The organism is Streptomyces sp. ISL-43, from assembly GCF_018614195.1.
In the GTDB taxonomy this organism is placed as follows: domain Bacteria; phylum Actinomycetota; class Actinomycetes; order Streptomycetales; family Streptomycetaceae; genus Streptomyces.
The window spans coordinates 94,665-111,340 of sequence record NZ_JAGGOT010000051.1 but is presented as its reverse complement, the minus strand read 5'-3'; the positions used below and the strand labels follow the sequence as shown (position 1 = coordinate 111,340).

General features: G+C 71.7%; 18 protein-coding genes. 8 read left to right on the top strand and 10 right to left on the bottom strand.

From position 1 onward, the window contains the following. The first annotated feature begins 19 nt into the window (after nt 1–19). The 3 genes from J7F03_RS27690 to J7F03_RS27680 all read left to right on the top strand — a co-directional run bounded on the left by J7F03_RS27690 (nt 20) and on the right by J7F03_RS27680 (nt 3,473). A complete protein-coding gene (locus J7F03_RS27690) occupies nt 20–1,045 on the top strand; it encodes a carbohydrate ABC transporter permease (protein WP_214954148.1) in 1,026 nt (341 codons plus the stop codon). Between the two features lie 4 nt (nt 1,046–1,049). After that, complete coding sequence (locus J7F03_RS27685) at nt 1,050–1,955, top strand: carbohydrate ABC transporter permease (RefSeq protein ID WP_214954147.1); 906 nt, start codon at nt 1,050–1,052, stop codon at nt 1,953–1,955. A gap of 75 nt (nt 1,956–2,030) precedes the next feature. After that, a complete protein-coding gene (locus J7F03_RS27680; RefSeq protein ID WP_214954146.1) occupies nt 2,031–3,473 on the top strand; it encodes a GH1 family beta-glucosidase in 1,443 nt (480 codons plus the stop codon). Between the two features lie 86 nt (nt 3,474–3,559). Here the strand turns inward: J7F03_RS27680 and J7F03_RS27675 are convergent, their stop codons facing one another. Next, complete coding sequence (locus J7F03_RS27675) at nt 3,560–4,192, bottom strand: TetR/AcrR family transcriptional regulator (RefSeq protein WP_214954145.1); 633 nt, start codon at nt 4,190–4,192, stop codon at nt 3,560–3,562. A 52-nt stretch (nt 4,193–4,244) separates the two neighbouring features. Between J7F03_RS27675 and J7F03_RS27670 the strand changes: the two genes are divergently transcribed. After that, a complete protein-coding gene (locus J7F03_RS27670) occupies nt 4,245–5,231 on the top strand; it encodes a GNAT family N-acetyltransferase (protein ID WP_214954144.1) in 987 nt (328 codons plus the stop codon). Nucleotides 5,232–5,306: 75 nt separating this feature from the next. On the opposite strand, the gene J7F03_RS27665 is transcribed toward J7F03_RS27670, so the two are convergent. From J7F03_RS27665 to J7F03_RS27655, 3 genes are all read right to left on the bottom strand, one after another. Then, nucleotides 5,307–5,495, bottom strand: coding sequence for a hypothetical protein (locus J7F03_RS27665; protein ID WP_214954143.1), 189 nt, complete (start codon nt 5,493–5,495; stop codon nt 5,307–5,309). 107 nt (nt 5,496–5,602) lie between these two features. Next, the gene (locus J7F03_RS27660) at nt 5,603–6,253 is read right to left on the bottom strand and encodes a hypothetical protein (protein WP_214954141.1); all 651 of its coding nucleotides are present in this window, start codon (nt 6,251–6,253) and stop codon (nt 5,603–5,605) included. Beyond that, nucleotides 6,250–6,852, bottom strand: coding sequence for a sigma-70 family RNA polymerase sigma factor (locus J7F03_RS27655; RefSeq protein WP_214954139.1), 603 nt, complete (start codon nt 6,850–6,852; stop codon nt 6,250–6,252). Before J7F03_RS27655 ends, J7F03_RS27660 begins: the two co-directional genes overlap by 4 nt. Nucleotides 6,853–7,484: 632 nt before the next feature. Between J7F03_RS27655 and J7F03_RS27650 the strand changes: the two genes are divergently transcribed. Beyond that, nucleotides 7,485–7,688 (top strand): cold-shock protein, encoded by a 204-nt coding sequence (locus J7F03_RS27650; RefSeq protein ID WP_112451544.1) that lies wholly within the window; start codon nt 7,485–7,487, stop codon nt 7,686–7,688. A gap of 129 nt (nt 7,689–7,817) precedes the next feature. Beyond that, complete coding sequence (locus J7F03_RS27645; RefSeq protein WP_214954137.1) at nt 7,818–8,975, top strand: oxidoreductase; 1,158 nt, start codon at nt 7,818–7,820, stop codon at nt 8,973–8,975. A 72-nt stretch (nt 8,976–9,047) separates the two neighbouring features. Here the strand turns inward: J7F03_RS27645 and J7F03_RS27640 are convergent, their stop codons facing one another. Further along, nucleotides 9,048–9,995: a helix-turn-helix domain-containing protein gene (locus tag J7F03_RS27640; protein ID WP_214954135.1), complete on the bottom strand. Its 948-nt coding sequence runs from the start codon at nt 9,993–9,995 to the stop codon at nt 9,048–9,050. 97 nt (nt 9,996–10,092) lie between these two features. Between J7F03_RS27640 and J7F03_RS27635 the strand changes: the two genes are divergently transcribed. Then, nucleotides 10,093–11,124, top strand: coding sequence for a trans-acting enoyl reductase family protein (locus J7F03_RS27635; protein WP_214954133.1), 1,032 nt, complete (start codon nt 10,093–10,095; stop codon nt 11,122–11,124). 263 nt (nt 11,125–11,387) lie between these two features. Next, nucleotides 11,388–11,552 (top strand): hypothetical protein, encoded by a 165-nt coding sequence (locus J7F03_RS27630; RefSeq protein ID WP_214954131.1) that lies wholly within the window; start codon nt 11,388–11,390, stop codon nt 11,550–11,552. Nucleotides 11,553–11,566: 14 nt separating this feature from the next. Here J7F03_RS27630 and J7F03_RS27625 read toward each other — a convergent pair whose 3' ends face one another. Genes J7F03_RS27625 through J7F03_RS27605 form a run of 5 tightly spaced genes read right to left on the bottom strand, consistent with a single transcriptional unit; the run spans nt 11,567 to nt 16,666 of the window. After that, nucleotides 11,567–12,367, bottom strand: a complete 801-nt coding sequence (locus J7F03_RS27625) for an NAD(P)-dependent oxidoreductase (RefSeq protein ID WP_214954340.1) — start codon at nt 12,365–12,367, stop codon at nt 11,567–11,569. A gap of 32 nt (nt 12,368–12,399) precedes the next feature. Then, on the bottom strand, nt 12,400–13,569 hold the full coding sequence (locus J7F03_RS27620; protein ID WP_308379992.1) for a hypothetical protein: 1,170 nt from the start codon (nt 13,567–13,569) through the stop codon (nt 12,400–12,402). After that, on the bottom strand, nt 13,566–14,858 hold the full coding sequence (locus J7F03_RS27615) for a glucarate dehydratase family protein (protein ID WP_214954129.1): 1,293 nt from the start codon (nt 14,856–14,858) through the stop codon (nt 13,566–13,568). The genes J7F03_RS27620 and J7F03_RS27615 overlap by 4 nt, the downstream gene beginning before the upstream one ends. Continuing rightward, nucleotides 14,858–15,781, bottom strand: a complete 924-nt coding sequence (locus J7F03_RS27610; RefSeq protein ID WP_214954127.1) for a 5-dehydro-4-deoxyglucarate dehydratase — start codon at nt 15,779–15,781, stop codon at nt 14,858–14,860. The genes J7F03_RS27615 and J7F03_RS27610 overlap by 1 nt, the downstream gene beginning before the upstream one ends. 36 nt (nt 15,782–15,817) lie before the next feature. After that, a complete protein-coding gene (locus J7F03_RS27605; RefSeq protein WP_214954124.1) occupies nt 15,818–16,666 on the bottom strand; it encodes a carbohydrate ABC transporter permease in 849 nt (282 codons plus the stop codon). Nucleotides 16,667–16,676: the final 10 nt, after the last annotated feature.

Genomic DNA, 16,676 nt, shown 5'->3' with positions numbered 1-16,676 from the left:
CACCTGGAAGGACGCCCCCGTGGCCACCTCCGTACGGGCGACGAGCGACGGCTCCCCGCCGCCGGCCGCACAGCCCCCAGACGCCGGCTCCGGCTCCGGCTCCCGCAAGCAGCGGGCCGCCGGCCGGGGCGGCCCGCGCAGCACGCTCTACCGCCTGGACATCAAGGCGATCCCCTACGTCTTCGTCGCCCCCTTCTTCCTCACCTTCGCGGCCTTCGGCCTCTTCCCCCTGATCTACACGGGCTGGCTCTCGCTCCACCGGGTCGAGCTCGGGGGCAGCGCACAGTGGAAGGGCCTGGAGAACTACACGTCCCTGGCGACCAGCGAGTTCTTCTGGAACGCGCTCGCCAACACCTTCACCATCGGTGCGATCTCGACGGTCCCCCAGCTGCTGATGGCCCTCGGCCTGGCACATCTGCTCAACTACGAACTCCGCGGCCGGGCGTTCCTCCGCGTCGCGGTCCTCGCCCCCTACGCCACCTCGATCGCGGCCGCGACGCTCGTCTTCGCCCAGCTGTTCAACACCGACTACGGTCTGATCAACACGGCGCTGGGCTGGGTCGGCTTCGAACCGGTCTCCTGGGAGTCCTCCAAGTGGCCTGCTCAGATAGCCATTTCGGCGATCGTGACGTGGCGCTGGACGGGCTACAACGCGCTGATCTACCTGGCGGCGATGCAGGCCGTACCGCAGGACCTGTACGAGGCCGCGGCACTGGACGGGGCTTCGCGCTGGCGCCAGTTCCTCAGCGTCACCATCCCCTCCATCCGGCCGACGATCCTCTTCACGATCATCGTCTCCACCATCGGCGCGACCCAGCTGTTCGGCGAGCCGATGCTCTTCGGCGGCAGCGTCGGCATCAGCGGCGGAAGCGGCAACCAGTTCCAGACGCTGAGCCTGCTCATGTACGAGAAGGGGTGGGTGACCGGCGCGCTGGGCCAGGCCTCCGCCATCGCCTGGGTCATGCTGCTGCTCCTCCTGCTCATCGGCGGCGTCCAGACGCTGATCACCCGCTCGAACCGCAAGCGCAAGAAGCCGGGGAGCTGAGCTCATGGCCCGCACACTCGATACGACCACGACGGCCACCACCGCCGCGGCTCCGCGCCCCAGGCGTTTTCGCCAGTCGGCGGGCCGCCAGCACCACGCGGGACCGCTGACGTACGTCCTGCTGGGGCTGGCCGCGCTGGTCTCGCTGTTCCCGCTGTACTGGAACCTCGTCGCCGCCTCCCACACGGGCGAGCGCGTGGTCAAGACCCCGGCCCCGCTCCTGCCCGGCCCCCGGCTCTTCGACAACCTCGCCTTCGCCTGGAACCAGGTCGACATGGGCGAGGCGCTGGTCAACACGACGATCGTGGCCGGGCTCGTGGCCCTGTCCACGGTCCTGTTCTCCACCCTGGCCGGCTTCGCCTTCGCCAAGCTGCCCTTCAAGGGCCGGGGCGCCATGCTGGCGCTCGTGGTGGCGACCATGACGATCCCGCCGCAGCTCAGCGTGATCCCGCTCTACCAGATCATCACCGACCTGGGCTGGGTCGACCAGCTCCAGTCGGTCGTCCTGCCCTCGCTGGTCGCAGCCTTCGGCGTGTTCTTCATGCGCCAGTACCTGATCGAAGCCTTGCCGGTGGAGCTGGTGGAGGCGGCCCGGATGGACGGCGCGCACAGCCTGCGCATCATCTGGCACGTGGTGTTCCCGGTGGCCAGGCCCGCGATGGCGGTCCTGGGAATGCTCGTCTTCGTCCAGGCCTGGAACGACTTCTTCTGGCCGTTCATCGCCCTGACCCCCGACGGGAACCCCACCCTGCAGGTCGCCCTGGCCGGCCTCGGCGCGGGAAACCACACGGTCGACCAGGCCGTCGTGCTGACCGGCGCGCTCATATCCACACTGCCGCTGCTGCTGGTCTTCGCCGTACTCGGCAAGCACGTCGTGGGCGGCATCACGGCCGGCGCCGTCAAGAACTGACCGGCCGGCCACGTCCCTGACCCCATCCCCCTGTCCGTACCGCATCATCCGCACTCGCCTTGGGAGCGCTCTCCTATGACCGCGTCCGATACCCGGCCACTCGCCGCCGTCCGCTCTTTCCCGTCCGATTTCCTGTGGGGCACGGCTACCGCCGCATACCAGATCGAGGGCGCCGCCCGTGAGGACGGCCGGACGCCGTCCATCTGGGACACCTTCTCGCACACCCCGGGCAAGGTCTTCGAAGGCCACACCGGTGACGTGGCGGTGGACCATTACCACCGGTTCCGCGACGACGTCCGACTGATGTCCGAACTCGGCCTGGGTGCCTACCGGTTCTCCGTCTCCTGGTCCCGGGTCCAGCCGACCGGCCGGGGCCCGGCCGTCCAACGGGGCCTGGACTTCTACCGCCGGCTCGTCGACGAACTGCTCGCCGCCGGCATCGAGCCCGCCCTCACCCTCTACCACTGGGACCTGCCCCAGGAGCTGGAGGACGCGGGCGGCTGGCCGGAGCGCTCGACCGCCGAGCGGTTCGCCGAGTACACGGGCCTCGTCGCGGACGCCCTGGGAGACCGGGTGAAGCGCTGGATCACGCTCAACGAGCCCTGGTGCAGCGCGTTCCTCGGCTACGGCTCCGGGGTCCACGCCCCGGGGCGTACCAGCCCGGTCGCCGCCCTGCGCGCGGCCCATCACCTCAACGTCGGCCACGGCCTCGCCGTCCAGGCCCTGCGGGCCGCGCTGCCCGCGGGCGGCCAGATCGCCGTTTCCCTCAACCTCCACGAGGTCCGCCCTCTGACCCCCTCGCCCGAGGACGTGGAGGCGGCCCGCCGCATCGACGCCGTCGGCAACCGGGTCTGGCTGGGGCCGATGCTGGAGGGCGCCTACCCCGACGACCTGTTCGCGGACACCGCGCACCTGACCGACTGGTCCTTCGTCCGGGACGGCGACACCGCCACGATCCACCAGCCCCTGGACCTGCTGGCCGTCAACTACTACACCCCGACGGTCGTCTCGCACGTGGCGAAGGGTGCGCGGAAGCCCCAGGACGACGGCCACGGCAACAGCGAGCACTCCCCCTGGCCCGGCGCGGACGACGTCGCCTTCCACCGGGCGGCGGGCGAGCGCACGGCGATGGGCTGGCCGGTGGATCCCGGCGCGCTGTACGACCTGCTGACCCGGACCGCCGCCCGGTATCCCGGCCTGCCGCTCGTGATCAGCGAGAACGGTGCGGCGTACGAGGACGAGATCGGCCCGGACGGCACGGTCCACGATCCGGAACGCGCCGCCTACGTCCACGCGCACCTCGACGCCGTGCACCGGGCGATCGCCGCCGGGGTGGACGTGCGCGGCTACTTCCTCTGGTCGCTGCTCGACAACTTCGAGTGGGCGTACGGGTACGCGAAGCGGTTCGGAGCGGTCCACGTCGACTACGAGACCCTGGAGCGCACGCCCAAGTCGAGCGCGCGCTGGTACGCGAGCGTGGCGCGGACGGGCGAACTGCGCGCTCCCGGCGAGGCGTAGCGACACGGAACGGCACGGAACGGCGTGGGACGTCCCGGCGGCCGACGAGGCGGGCCCGGGCTGCGCAACGGCGGCGGAGAGCTGCCCTACTGCTCGGATGCCGGCCCTCCGGCACCGGTGTCCGGCCGCGTCGGCGTCATCGAAGCGAGGAACTCTTCGACCATGGCGATCTGTACGTCTCCGGGGAAGCGGACGGGGTCGAAGAGGGCCTGGACGACGAGCCCGTGGGTGAACGCGACGGTGGTCGCCGCGAGTTGCTCCGGGTCGGCGGTTTCGAGGAGTTCGCCCAGGGCGCGAGCGGCCTCGAAGTGAGGGCGGATCGCCGCGCGCAGCCGGGTGTAGCGGTCGGCCTGGTCGGCGGCCAGCCCGTCGTCGGCGAGGGCCAGATCCCAGGAGCTGACCCAGATGCGGTTGCGGGCGGTGTCGTCCGGGGTCAGCGGCAGGATGTCGAGCACCACGGCTCGTGCGGCGGCCAGGCCCTCGGTGGGGCGTTCGCGGCGGGGACGTTCGGCGGTGCGCTTCTCCAGCAGGTCCAGGGCGTGCGCGATCAGGGCCCGCTTGGTCGGGAAGTAGTGCATGAGCATCCCGGTCGAGACGTTCATCGCGGCGGCGACGGCTCGCAGGGTCAGGCCGCCGAACCCCTTGTCGGCGAGTACGTGCCACACCGCCTGGGACACGTCCTCGCGGCGGGCTTCACGGTCTCCGGGTGCGGGGGGCATGCTGTTACCTTACATACCGAACGTTTGTTACGGACCGAGGATCGAGGTATCCGTGTTCGCACTGCCGATCGGTGACAACGCCATGCTCCGCCCGCTGGAGCCCTGGCACGCGCAGGAGTTCCTTGCCCACATCGACCGAGCCCGACCCTCGGTGGACCCGTGGATACCTTGGGCCACGTTCAGTACCGACCTCACCTCCGCCACCGCCGTCCTCCAGCGGTACGCCGACAGGCAGGCCCAGGACGGCGCCCGGATATACGGGATCTGGCTGGAAGGCACGCTGGTCGGCGGCGTCATGTTCACGCAGTTCGACGCCACCGCCGGCGTCTGCGAGATCGGCTGCTGGCTGGAGGCGGCGGGTGAGGGCCGCGGTCTGGTGACCCTCGCCTGCCGGGCATTGATCACCTGGGCCTTCGAGGACCGCGGGATGAGCCGGGTCGAGTGGTGGGTCGCTTCGGGCAACACCCGCAGCATCAACGCCGCGCGCCGGCTCGGGATGACCCGCGACGGCGTGCTGCGGCAGCGCTCCTCGTACCGGGGCGTGCGACACGACAGCGAGATCTGGTCGGTCCTCTCCGCGGAGTGGCCACCCGCCGAAGGCGCACCGGCGGGAGAACCGGCGGGAGTGGCGGTGTCGTCCGGGGTCAAGGCCGAACTCGACCGGCTGATGACCACCTTCCTCGGCGCGTTCACCAACACCGGCGGCGGCCGGCCCAACCTCCGTGCTGTGCACGAGGTGTTCATTCCGCAAGGAACGATCATCAGCAACGTCGGCGGCGAGCCCGTGGTCTACGACCTCGACTCGTTCGTCGAGCCCCGGGAGAAGATCCTCACGGACGGGACGCTGACGGAGTTCTCCGAATGGGAGGTCTCCGAACGGACCGAGGTCTTCGGCACGATCGCGCACCGGTACAGCGAGTACCGCAAGTCCGGCTTCCTCGACGGTGATTGGTTCGAGGGCTCCGGCCGCAAGACCACGCAGTTCGTGCGGACGCCCGCCGGCTGGAGGATGAACTCGATGGCCTGGGAGGACGTATAGGGGCGGCCCGGGTACGCGACAGGCCCGCGCGCCCGGTGAGGGCATGCGGGCCTGTCCGGCGGCGGCCGTACGAGGTCAGGTGCGGTTCTGGAGCCAGAGGGTGAGGGTGCCGACGAGGGCGGTGCCGATGCCGTAGCAGACGCCGCGGAACAGATGCGCGGCGGCGGCGCGGCGGCGCCTGTGTGCCCAGGCGGGCAGTCGGCGAAGCTGGACCAGGGCGGCGCGGGCCTTGCGCCACACGCGGTGTGCGCGGCTATTGTTCACGGTGGATGCCTTCTTCACAGGGGGTCGTCACATGAGGAGCCCTTTTCGGCCCGGAGGCGTAGGAACCGGGGGCCGGAGCCGGGGCTCCTCTGTCGTTGCGGGTGGGGTCAGCGCCGGGCGAAGTCGAGCAGGTGGTCGGCGAGTCGCCGGTCGGGGCGCGGGACGATGATGCAGGCGTCCTCGCCGTCCTCGGCGAGGCGGTCGACCTCCATCTCCAGGACCCCGGTGGGGCCGGTGGCTTCGGATCCGTTGGCGCCGACGTACCGGGCGAAGGTGCAGATGCCGTCGAGGAACGTGTCCGTCAGGTCCCAGGGCGCGATCGGAGCCTGCATGACCTGGCGGCGCCAGTGCTTGGCCTCCCGGCTCTCGCCGAGGGCGCGGTGGTGCAGGTGCAGGCAGTACGCGGCCGCGCGGTGCCCGGCCCCTGCGGCGAGCTGCCACCAGAACTGGGCGCTCTCGGGGTGCCCCGTGAGATGGAGCAGGCAGGCGAAGACCGCGGCGCCCTCGATGTCGAGGTCCTTGGCGCTGTTGGCCAGCCGGTCCACGTGGTGAGCGGCGTTGGGCTGGTTCAGCAGCCAGCGCGAGACGACGATCAGACTCTGCGCGGCTTCGGCGGCGCGCTCGATGTCCTGGGCGGGCGCCTGGGCCTTCGCGGCGTCCCGGGCCAGCCGGCGCAGGGCGGCGCCGACGTCGAAGTGGGAGCGGGCGGGAGTCGGGAGCCGGGCGTCGTCGAGGAGTTCGTCGATGGGGGTGGTCACTGTGCTTCTTCCTTCCGGCCGGTGGTGGTCGGCTGGGTCGCGGGCAGGCCGAGCAGGTTGCGCAGCCGCTCCTTGGCCTTGCGGCCGTGGTAGTCGACGGTGCGGGGGTCGAGTCCCATGACTCGTGCGATGCGCGCGGTGGTGTATCCGAGCATGTGCCGCAACACGATGACGTTGAACTGCTTCGAGGAGAGTTCGAGCATCGCCTCGTAGAGCCCCGCGGGGCTGTCACTGAGCTCCAGTTCGCCGCGGATCGTCCGGAGCTTGTCGGCTATCGGCCCGTTGATGAAGGCGGGGCGCCGCTTGTCCCGGAGCAGTTGGCCGCGGACGTGGCGGGTCAGTGCCGCCAGCGTCTGCTGTTCGAGGTCTCCTTCCTGGAGGAGCCGGTCCCAGTTGCCCAGGATCTGCAGGAACGTCTGGTGGACGGTCTCCTCGGCCACCGCCCGGCTGCCGAGGTGGATCTCGGCGTAGAGGTGGAAGAACTCCTGGTTGACGAGGTAGAAGGCCTCGAAGTCCAGGGGCATGTCCACCTGCCCTGCGGCGGGGCCGTGGTCCTCGCCGTGGAGCGAGAGGCCACCGAGGACGTCGTCGTCACTCATGCGGGCCTCCGGGATGCACTCATGTGGTCGATACCTCTTCGATGTGGGCAGCGCAGTCGGACGCCCTGCGCGGGACGCCCGTTGGGCTCCCTGCACTCACAATGTCGAGAACGGAGGCTGATCACTCATGACGGCCGAAGAAAAGAATCACCTGGCGATCATGGCCTGGAACGCACTGCAGTTTCGAATGTGGAACACGCGTACTAGACACCATCCTGAGCAGGCGAAATACGGGCACCCCGTCCCGACGGTGAACACAACGGGCATCAGAACAGACCATCCTGCCCATGAGATTGGCCAGAACAGCACACCTTCCGCCTCCATGAGGTCGCGTAGCCACCCATCCGATGAGGGGCACCTCGCGCGTCGCCTCACCGGGCCCCCGGCCTGCACACCAAGCCTGTCAGGGTCGGTTTTCAGCCATCCCATCGAGTGGCTGGCCGAGATACATGTATCGCAGGGGGTGTCCGGCCTCGTACCTTCCGTCATGCGGGCTGCTCGGGGCCGGTCTGGCGGACACGCCACCACCGCAACCCAGTGATCCGCAGGTGGCCGCCGGCCACCACCAAGAATCGATATCGCACGACGCACACCCTTGGGTGAGCACGGGCGCACCCGAGAAGGAGACAGCGATGGCGACTGGCATCGTGAAGTGGTTCAACGCCGAAAAGGGCTTCGGCTTCATCGAGCAGGACGGCGGCGGTCCCGACGTCTTCGCCCACTACAGCAACATCGCCGCCACCGGCTTCCGCGAGCTCCAGGAAGGCCAGAAGGTGACCTTCGACGTCACCCAGGGCCAGAAGGGCCCGCAGGCCGAGAACATCGTGGCTTCCTGACCCCACGCCACCGAGGCGCCCCCATCACACCGATGCGGGGCGCCTTCGCGTTTTCCCACGTGGGGGCCCATGCCGCGGTGCGACTCCCGAAGGGTTACCGTGTCCCTTCATTCGAGGGGGAGTACAGCGATGTCGCACAACACGGGATGGGGACAGCACCCGGGACAGCCCATGCCGCAGTGGGGAGGCGGCTGGATGCCGCCGGCCGCGCCGCAGCCGGGCGTCATACCCCTGCAGCCGCTCGGGACGGGCGAGATACTGAGCGGCGCGTTCGCGGCCTTCCGCCGCTACTGGAAGCCCCTGGTCGGCATCATGCTCGCGGTGCAGGGGGTCGGACTCCTGCTCGTGCTGGCCGCGATCGGCATCTCCGTCGCGGCGGCGCAGAGCCGGTTCACCGCCGTCTTCGACCTCGCGCCGGGGGAAGAGCCCGACGGCTCGGACGTGGCGGCACTGTTCCTGGCCTTCGTACCGGCCGGTGTGCTCCTGCTGATCACCATGACGGCGAGCGCGGCGATGATCAGCGCCCTGTGTCCCGCCGTCATCCAGGAGGCCGTGCTCGGCCGCCCCACGACCTTCGGCGCCATGTGGCGCCGCAGTTGGTCCCGGCTTCCCGCGGCGCTCGGTAGCGTGTTGCTCACCGGGCTGATCGCGGGCGGGCCGATGATCCTGCTCTACGCGATCCTCTTCCCTCTGATCATCATGTCCGCGGACGGTTCCGGCCCGCCGGCCGCCTTGTTCCTGCTGTTCCCGGGCCTCTTGGTCTGCGTGCCCCTGTCGGTCTGGCTCATGACACGGTTCAGCCTCGCGCCCGCCGCCGTGGTGTGCGAGGGGCTCGGCGCCGTCGCGGCTCTGCGGCGCTCCTCCCAGCTGGTCAAGGACGGCTGGTGGCGCGTGTTCGGCATCACGATGCTCGCGTACGTCGTGGCGGCGGCGGTGGGCTACGTCATCCAGATGCCCTTCGGCTTCGTCGGCATGATCGCGCTCCTCCCGAACCTGGCGGACGCGAACGAGAGCAGCCCGGATGTCGGCGCGATCATCCTCGGATTCGTCGTGTACGCGGTCTGCCTCCTGGTGGGCGGCATGATCGGCGCGCTGTTCCAGTACGGCTTCCCCCAGTTGGTCATCGCCCTGCTCTACGTCGACCAGCGGATGCGCAAGGAGGACCTCGCGGCGACCCTGATCGCGTCCATCGCCCCCACGTACCCGCCGGCACCCGCATCCGCCGCGGCGCCCGGCCCCGCACCGGGACAGGCACCGGTACAGGCACAGGCACCCGACCAGGTGTGACGGAGCGTCTTACGCGGCCCGGCCCGACTTCGGGCCGGGCCGTACCCGTACCCGGGCCCGCGCCCGTACTCGTCAGGCGAGCCTCGCGCTGCGGAACGAGCGCCGGTAGGTGTCCGGTGGGACCCCCACGGTCCGCTTGAACTGGCGGCGGAGCGTCGTGGCGGTACCCATGCCGGTGGCGCGGGCGACCGCCTCGATGCTCTCGTCGGTCGCCTCCAGCAGTTCCTGGGCGCGACGCACCCGCTGGATCAGGAGCCACTGGAGCGGAGTCTGCCCGAGCACCGACCGGAACTGCCGCCCGAGGTGGCGCGGGCTCGTGTTCGCCTTCCGGGCCATGTCGCTCACGGTCAGCGGCTGGTCCAGCCGCTGCTGCACCCAGGCGAGCAGGTGGGCCAGCGCGTGGTCTCCGCCGGCCTGAACCGGCGTGGCCACGAACTGGGCCTGACCGCCCGGCCGGTGCGGCGGCATGACGAGGCGGCGGGCCACGGAGTTGGCGATGGCGGCGCCGTGGTCGAGGTGGATCAGGTGGAGGCAGAGATCGACGGCGGCGGCCTTCCCGGCGGCCGTGAGCACGCTCCCGTTGTCCGTGTACAGCACGTCGGGGTCGACCTCGGCCAGCGGATGGCGTGCGCTCAGCTCCGCGGCATGGGCCCAGTGGGTGGTGGCCCGTCGGCCGTCCAGCAGGCCCGCGGCGCCGAGCACGAACGCACCGGTGCACAGGGAGGCGACCCGGGCCCCCGCCTCGTGGGCGGCGCGCACCGCTTCGACCAGCTCGGCCGGCAGCGGATCGTCGATGTCGGCGCACGCGGGCACGATCACGGTGTCGGCGTCGGCCAGGCGCTCCAGCCCGTGGTCGGGCTCGACCGTGAACGGGCCGACCTTCACCGGTCCCGGCCCGCAGAGCAGTACGTCGTACCAGCCCTCCGCGGCTTCGGGCGGGGGGTTGCCGAAGATTTCGTAGGCCACCGCCAGCTCGAAGTGCAGCTGGTGTCCGACGGCCGGCAGGGCGACAGTTGGCATGTCCGAAAGTGTACGTGTGATGTCGTTCCGGACCATCACGGTAGGCCACGCATGCGGCGAGACTGGACTCATCAAGGGATCGAGAACGGGGAGAACGATGAACACGACGGCCGCAGTGGTGGTTTACGGGGCGACGGGGCACACCGGCCGCTTCATCGTCGCCGAACTCCGGAGGCGTGGGGTTTCCACCGTCATCTCCGGCCGCAACGCGGCCCAGTTGGAGTTGCTGGCGGCCCAGTGGCCGGGTGTGGTCGTACGGCCGGCCACCGTGGACGACGCCGCCTCGCTGGACCGGGCCCTGGCCGGCGCGGCGGCGGTCGTCAACTGCGCCGGACCGTTCGCGGTGACGGGTGGCCCCCTCGTCGAGGCGGCCCTGCGCGCGGGCATCCCGTACCTCGACGTCGCGGCGGAGATCGAGGCGAATGTCGCGACGTTCGCCGACCACGCGGAAGCGGCCCGGAAGTCGGGCACGGCCGTGGTGCCGGCGATGGCCTTCTACGGCGGCCTGGGCGACCTGCTGGTGACCGCGGCGATGGGAGAGTGGACGGCCGCGGACGAGGTGCACGTCGCCTACGGGTTGACCAGCTGGCACCCCACGCCGGGCACCCGGACGGCCGGTGAGGTGTCCCATGAGCGTCGGGCGGGCCGTCGGGTGCGGTTCACGGGCGGCGCGCTGCAGTACCACGACGACAAGGCGCGGGAGCAGGACTGGCTCTTCCCGGAGCCGCTGGGCCGGCGGGCGGTGATCGCGGAGTTCACCATGGCCGATGTCGTCACCGTTCCCAGCCACTTGGCGGTGCCCGAGGTCCGCACCTACATGGCCGTCGAGGCCGCGCGGGACCTGGCCGGGGAGGACACGCCGGCGCCGGAGCCGGTCGACGCGCTGGGCCGGTCGAACCAGGTCTTCGTCGTCGACGTCCTGGTCCGCGCGGGCGGCGTGGAGCGGCGCGCGAGCGCCCGTGGCCAGGACATCTACGCGATCACCGCACCGCTGGTGGTCGAGGCCGTCCAGCGGATCCTGGCGGGGCGGACGCGGGCCACGGGCGTGGCGTCGGCCGGCGCGATGTTCGACGCGGCGGACTTCCTCCGGGCGCTCTCCCCGGTCCTGTCGGTCGAGCTTCCGCACTGACCGGCCGCTCGCCCGGCCGTCGGCGCCGCCGGCCTACGCGGGATGGACCGGGGGCCGGAGGCGGTTCACGGGACTCGCGTCCGGGCTGAGCGGTGTCCCCCGGCGCGTGTGAGATGCACCGGGAGCGGGAACGCGACAGGCAGGGTGGTGAGTTCACTCCGCTTCGAGGGCGCGACGGCCGCAACCGCAGCGCCCTGGCTCCCGTTCTCCGGGCGGCGGCCCCGTGCCGCTCGCCCCCGTCGTCTCACCCCGGAGGAGTTCTCATGGCCCTCCTCAGCACGATCGCCGTGATCCTCGTCGCCTGGTTCGCCGCCGGCGTCGCCACCGCCGCGCTGTACGCCGTCCTGCGCACCCGGCACGTCCGACGCAACCTGCCACCGGCACCGGTCCGCGCTACGGCGAGCCCTGCTGCCTCCAGAAGAAGATGAGCCGGCCTGGCGTGTCATTCGGAGCGGTGCGGGTCCGTCCGGGTGAAGGAGCCGCCGACGAAGCGGGCGTCGGGGTGGTGGTGGTCGAGGGGGCCGTGTGCGGCCAGTAGGGCCTCGGCATAGGGCTCCGCGTCGTCCTGCGGGACGTAGCCGAGGGCGCGGGCGGCGCCGAGGTCCCACCAGGCACGGGTGTTGGCGCTGATGCCGTTGACGACGGTGTGGCCGACTCCCGGGGCGGTGAGGGCGGCGTGCACGAGGCGGGCGCAGTCGGCCGGGCTGAGCCAGGTGGAAAGCATGCGGACGGTACGCGGCTCGGCGAAGCAGGAGCCGATCCGGATCGAGACGGTCTCGACCCCGTACTTGTCCGCGTAGAGGGAGGCGAGGTTCTCGCCGAAGGCCTTGGACAGGCCGTAGTAGGTGTCCGGCCGGGCCGGGATCCCGCTGCCGATGGGCTCGCCGCCGGCCAGTGGGACGTAGCCGACGGCGTGGTTGCTGCCGGCGAAGACGACGCGGCGGATCCCTTCCTGCCGGACGGCCTCGTAGAGGTGGTAGGTGCCCCGGATGTTGGCTTCGAGGACCGCCTCGAAGGTGTCCTCCAGAGAGATCCCGCCCAGGTGGACGACGGCGTCCACGCCGCGCACCGCCGCGCGCACCGCCTCGGCGTCGCGCAGGTCGAAGACGAGGGATTCGGCGCCCTCGACCGGCTTCAGGTCGGCGAGGCGCAGCCGGTATCCGTAGCCGGGGAGGCTCTCGCGCAGGAAGGCCGCGACACCTCCCGCGGCGCCGGTGAGCAGGAGGGTGCGGGGCTGGGTCACAGTGCGGGACTGGGTCACGGTGCGGGGCCGGGTCATGCGCGGAACTCCTTTGCCAGGGCGGCCAGTAGCGGCATCCGCTCCGATGGGAGCAGGCCGAGGTGGTAGAGGCTGAGCCGGCTTGCCCCGGCGGCCCGCAGCCGGCGTACGTGGGCGCCCAACTTCTGTGGCTCCGCCGGGCGTTGCGCGGTGACGTAGGCGTCGACGGGCAGGCCGAGCGGAACGGCCCGCCGGACGAGGCCGGCGGTGTCGGGCCCGGTCGGCCAGCAGGGCACGAGGAGGGCGTCCACCTCCTTCGCGGCCCGGGCCGTCAGGCCCGGGGAAGGTCCGGTGGCCCAGGGGTCCGGGTGGGCGTGCAGGGTGACCGGCGCGCCGGGCAGGGTCGCCCGTACGGCGGCCAGCACCTGCCCGCGCAGCTCGTCGGCGGCGGTGTGCCGGACGGCGAGGAGTACGGTTCCCAGCGCGTCGGGGAGGGGCGGCCCGACGGTGTCCGCCGAGCGGCGCAGCAGCGCCACCGACTCCTCGGGGTCGAGCCCGGCCGCCCGCCAGCGCTCGCGGCAGGCGACGCAGCAGCACACGGACAGGGCGCGCAGCGCGCCGGCCGGATAGGCGCCGTCGGTCTTCTCGTGACAGCCGAGGTGGACGGCGCCCAGCTGGCCGGCGGACTCCAGGGACACTCCGCGCACCGCCCCGGGGGGCAGCCCCCGCAGGGCTTCGGCGGCGAGGGTCGCACAGTACTCCCGTACCTCCGCCTGAGCGGGGCAGAGCGCGTACGGGTAGGACTCGTCGAAGCAGTTGGTGACGGCGAGCTCCGGATACAGGGTCCCCAGGCGGCTGTTGTGGGCCAGCACCAGCCAGGCGTTGACCGGGATCCCCGCCTCCGCGAGGGCTTCGACGGCGGCGCCCGCCGGGTCGGGTCCGGGCGCCCAGCCGGCGGCGGCCGGCGCCAGGCGGCGGCCGGTCCACGCCCGCTGCCGTACGGGGCGGTAGAGGGCGGAGTGGGCGGCGCCGACGAAGCGGCGGCGCGGGTGGAGCGGGGTGGCCGCGCGGGTGGAGTGGTAGGCGAAGGCCAGGGTGACGGCGTCCAGGCCCGCCTGCCGCACCCGGTCGGGGAAGGCGGGGTCGTCCAGGACGTCCCAGGGGTAGGCGTGGGCGGAGACGGACGGAGCGGGCGGGGGCGTGTCCGCCTTCGGGGGCGTGTTCACCAGCGGGGTCGCCTCTTCCGGTACGAGGGGTCGAATCGTCGCATGTAGGCGGTGTCGTCGCGGTCCCGGATGCCGCACCGCAGGTAGTTCTCGTGGAGGCGGGCCAGCGCGTCGGGGTCGAGGCTGATCCCGAGGCCGGGGCGGTCGGGTACGGCGACGGAGCCGTCGGTGATCGGCAGCGGTTCGGTGAGGACGTCCACCCCGTACTGCCAGGGGGTGTGGGTGTCCGCGGCGTAGGACAGTTCGGGCAGTGCGCCGCCTAGGTGGGTCATGGCGGCGAGGCTGATGCCGAGGTGGCTGTTGGAGTGCATGGAGACACCGATGCCGAACGTCCGGCAGATCCCCGCGAGTTCGGCGGTGCGGCGCAGCCCGCCCCAGTAGTGGTGGTCGGCGAGGACCACGCCGACGGAGCGCTCGGCGAAGCCCCGGGGGATGTCGTCCGGGCTGACCACGACCATGTTGGTGGCGAGCGCCATGGGTGCGCCGCGGGCCACCTCGGCCATGCCGTCGATGCCCGGGGTCGGGTCCTCCAGGTATTCGAGGAGTCCCTCCGTCTCGGCGGCGACCCGGCGCGAGGTCTCCACGGTCCAGGCGGCATTGGGGTCCAGGCGCAGCGGATGGTCGGGGAAGGCGGCGCGCAGGGCGCGGATCGTCTCGACCTCCCGGTCGGGCGGGAGCACGCCGCCCTTGAGCTTGATGGAGCGGAAGCCGTAGGTGTCGGTCATACGCTTGGCCTGGGCGACGATGCCGTCCGGGTCGAGCGCCTCGCCGTAGGGATCCTCGCCGTACGCCTCCTCGCCGGCGTCCGCTCCGGGGTGGGCGGCCCATTTGTGGAAGAGGTAGGCGGAGTAGGGGACTTCGCCGCGGACCTTGCCGCCGAGGAGGTCGGTGACCGGGCGCCCGATGAGCTGTCCCTGCAGGTCCAGGCAGGCCACTTCGAAGGGGCTGAGCACGCGCAGGGTGGTCTTCTGCGGGCTGGATCCGCCGGTCAGGCCGTGGCGGTCGGGGGTGTCGGTGTCATCGCCGAGGACGGCCCGGACGCGGCGCAGCAGACCGTGGGTGTCGAAGGGGTCGAGGCCGGTGAGGGCCGGGGCCACGGCTCGCAGCAGGCGCAGGTGGGCGGAGTCGCCGTACGTCTCCCCCAGGCCCACGAGCCCGTCCCCGCAGCGGAGTTCGATGACGGCGCGCAGCGCCCAGGGCTGGTGCACGCCGGCGGAGTTGAGCAAGGGCGGGTCGGGGAAGGCGACGGGCGTGACGACCGCCTCCCGGACGGTTTCCCGCACCCGCATCAGATCTCCAGTCCGGCGAGGGCGGCGCGGCCGCGGGCGATGATGTCGGCGAGGCGCTGTTCGTGCTGGGGGGTGACGTCCACGAGCGGCGGCCGTACGGGGCCCATGTCCAGGCCCGCCAGCCGGGCGCCGGCCTTGACCAGGGAGACGGCGTAGCCGGGTGCTTCGTCGCGCAGGGCGACGAAGGGCAGGTAGAACGCGGCGAGCAGGGTCCGGACGGCTTCCTTGTCCCCGGCGCGTACCGCGCGGTGGAAGGCGGTGGCGATGTCGGCGGCGAAGCAGAGCACGGCGGAGGAGTAGCACTCGACGCCGATGGCCTCGTAGGCCTGGACGGAGAGTTCGGCGGTGGGCAGGCCGTTCAGGAAGCCGAACTCCTCGGCGCGCGGGTGGCCGCTGGTGCGGACGGCGGTGACCAGGCGGAGCATCGCGTCGACGTCGCCGAGGCCGTCCTTGACTCCGGTGACGGTGGGGATGTCGAGGAGGGCGACGGCCGCGGCGGCGTCGAGGACGGCGTTGGCCCGCTGGTAGACGGTGACGGACAGCGCGGTGGCCTCGGCGACGTAGCGGATGTGTTCCACGAGCCCGGCGGGGGTGGAGGAGACGAGGTAGGGCGGGAGCAGCAGCAGTCCGTCGGCGCCGCACTCGGCGGCGAGGGTCGCGAACTCGCGGGCCAGGCGCGGTCCGCCGCCGCAGCCGGCGACGACCGGGAGGCGGCCGTCGGCGACCCGGACGGCGGTGGCGACCACGTCGCGGTACTCGTCCTGGGAGAGGGCGGTGAACTCGCCGGTGCCGCAGGCGACGAAGAGCCCGGCGGGTCCGGCGTCGATCTGCTGCTCCAGGTGTGCGGCGAAGACGGCCAGGTCCACCTTGTCGTCGGCGGTGAACGGGGTCAGTGGAAAGGACAGCAGCCCGTGCAGGCGCATGGAATCCCCTTGCTTGGAACGATGGGTGATGGCTTGTCAGCCCTTGACGGCGCCCGAGGTGAGTCCGCGAACGAACTGGCGCTGCATGACGATGAACGCGATCACGCTGGGCAGCAGGGCGAGGAGCGCGGACGCGAGCAGCACGCCGACGCCGACCTCCTCGTCGGCGCGCAGGGTCCGCAGGGCGAGCGGGAGGGTGAACTGGCGGGCGTCGGTGGCGACCAGGAGCGGGAGCATGTACTGGTCCCAGATCATGGTGAAGCCGAAGATGCCGATGACGCCGAGGGCGGGTCTGCACAGGGGCAGGATCACCGACCAGAAGACGCGGAGGTCTCCGGCCCCGTCGAGGCGGGCCGCCTCCTCCAGTTCGACGGGGATCTCCTTCATGAACTCGGCGGTGACCAGGATGGAGAACGCCCAGGCGCCGACCGGGACGATCATTCCCCAGAGGCTGCCGGTGAGGGAGAGGTCGGACAGCACCAGGGAGAGCGGGATCGCGAGGATCTCCTCGGGCAGCATCATCGTGCTGAGGATCAGCAGGAGCACGAGCCGCAGGCCCGGGAACCGCTTGCGGGCCAGGGCGTAGGCGGCGGAGACGCTCACGGCGATCTGGAGCAGCAGTCCGCCGCCGACGACGAGGAAGGAGTTGAGCAGGTAGAGCAGCACGTCGCGGTCGAAGGCTGCCTCGAAGTTCGCGAGCGTGGGGCGGGTCGGCAGCAGGGTCAGCGAGGTGGGGTCGGTCGTCCGGTTGAAGGCGCTGGCGAGCAGGGCGAGCAGCGGTCCCGCGAAGACGAGTACCAGCAGGGCGTACAGCAGGAGTTTCGCGGTGACGGCGACGGCGCCGCGGCGGTCCTCCAGACCGAGCGCGGTGTCGAGGCGGCTCATCGCGCCTGCC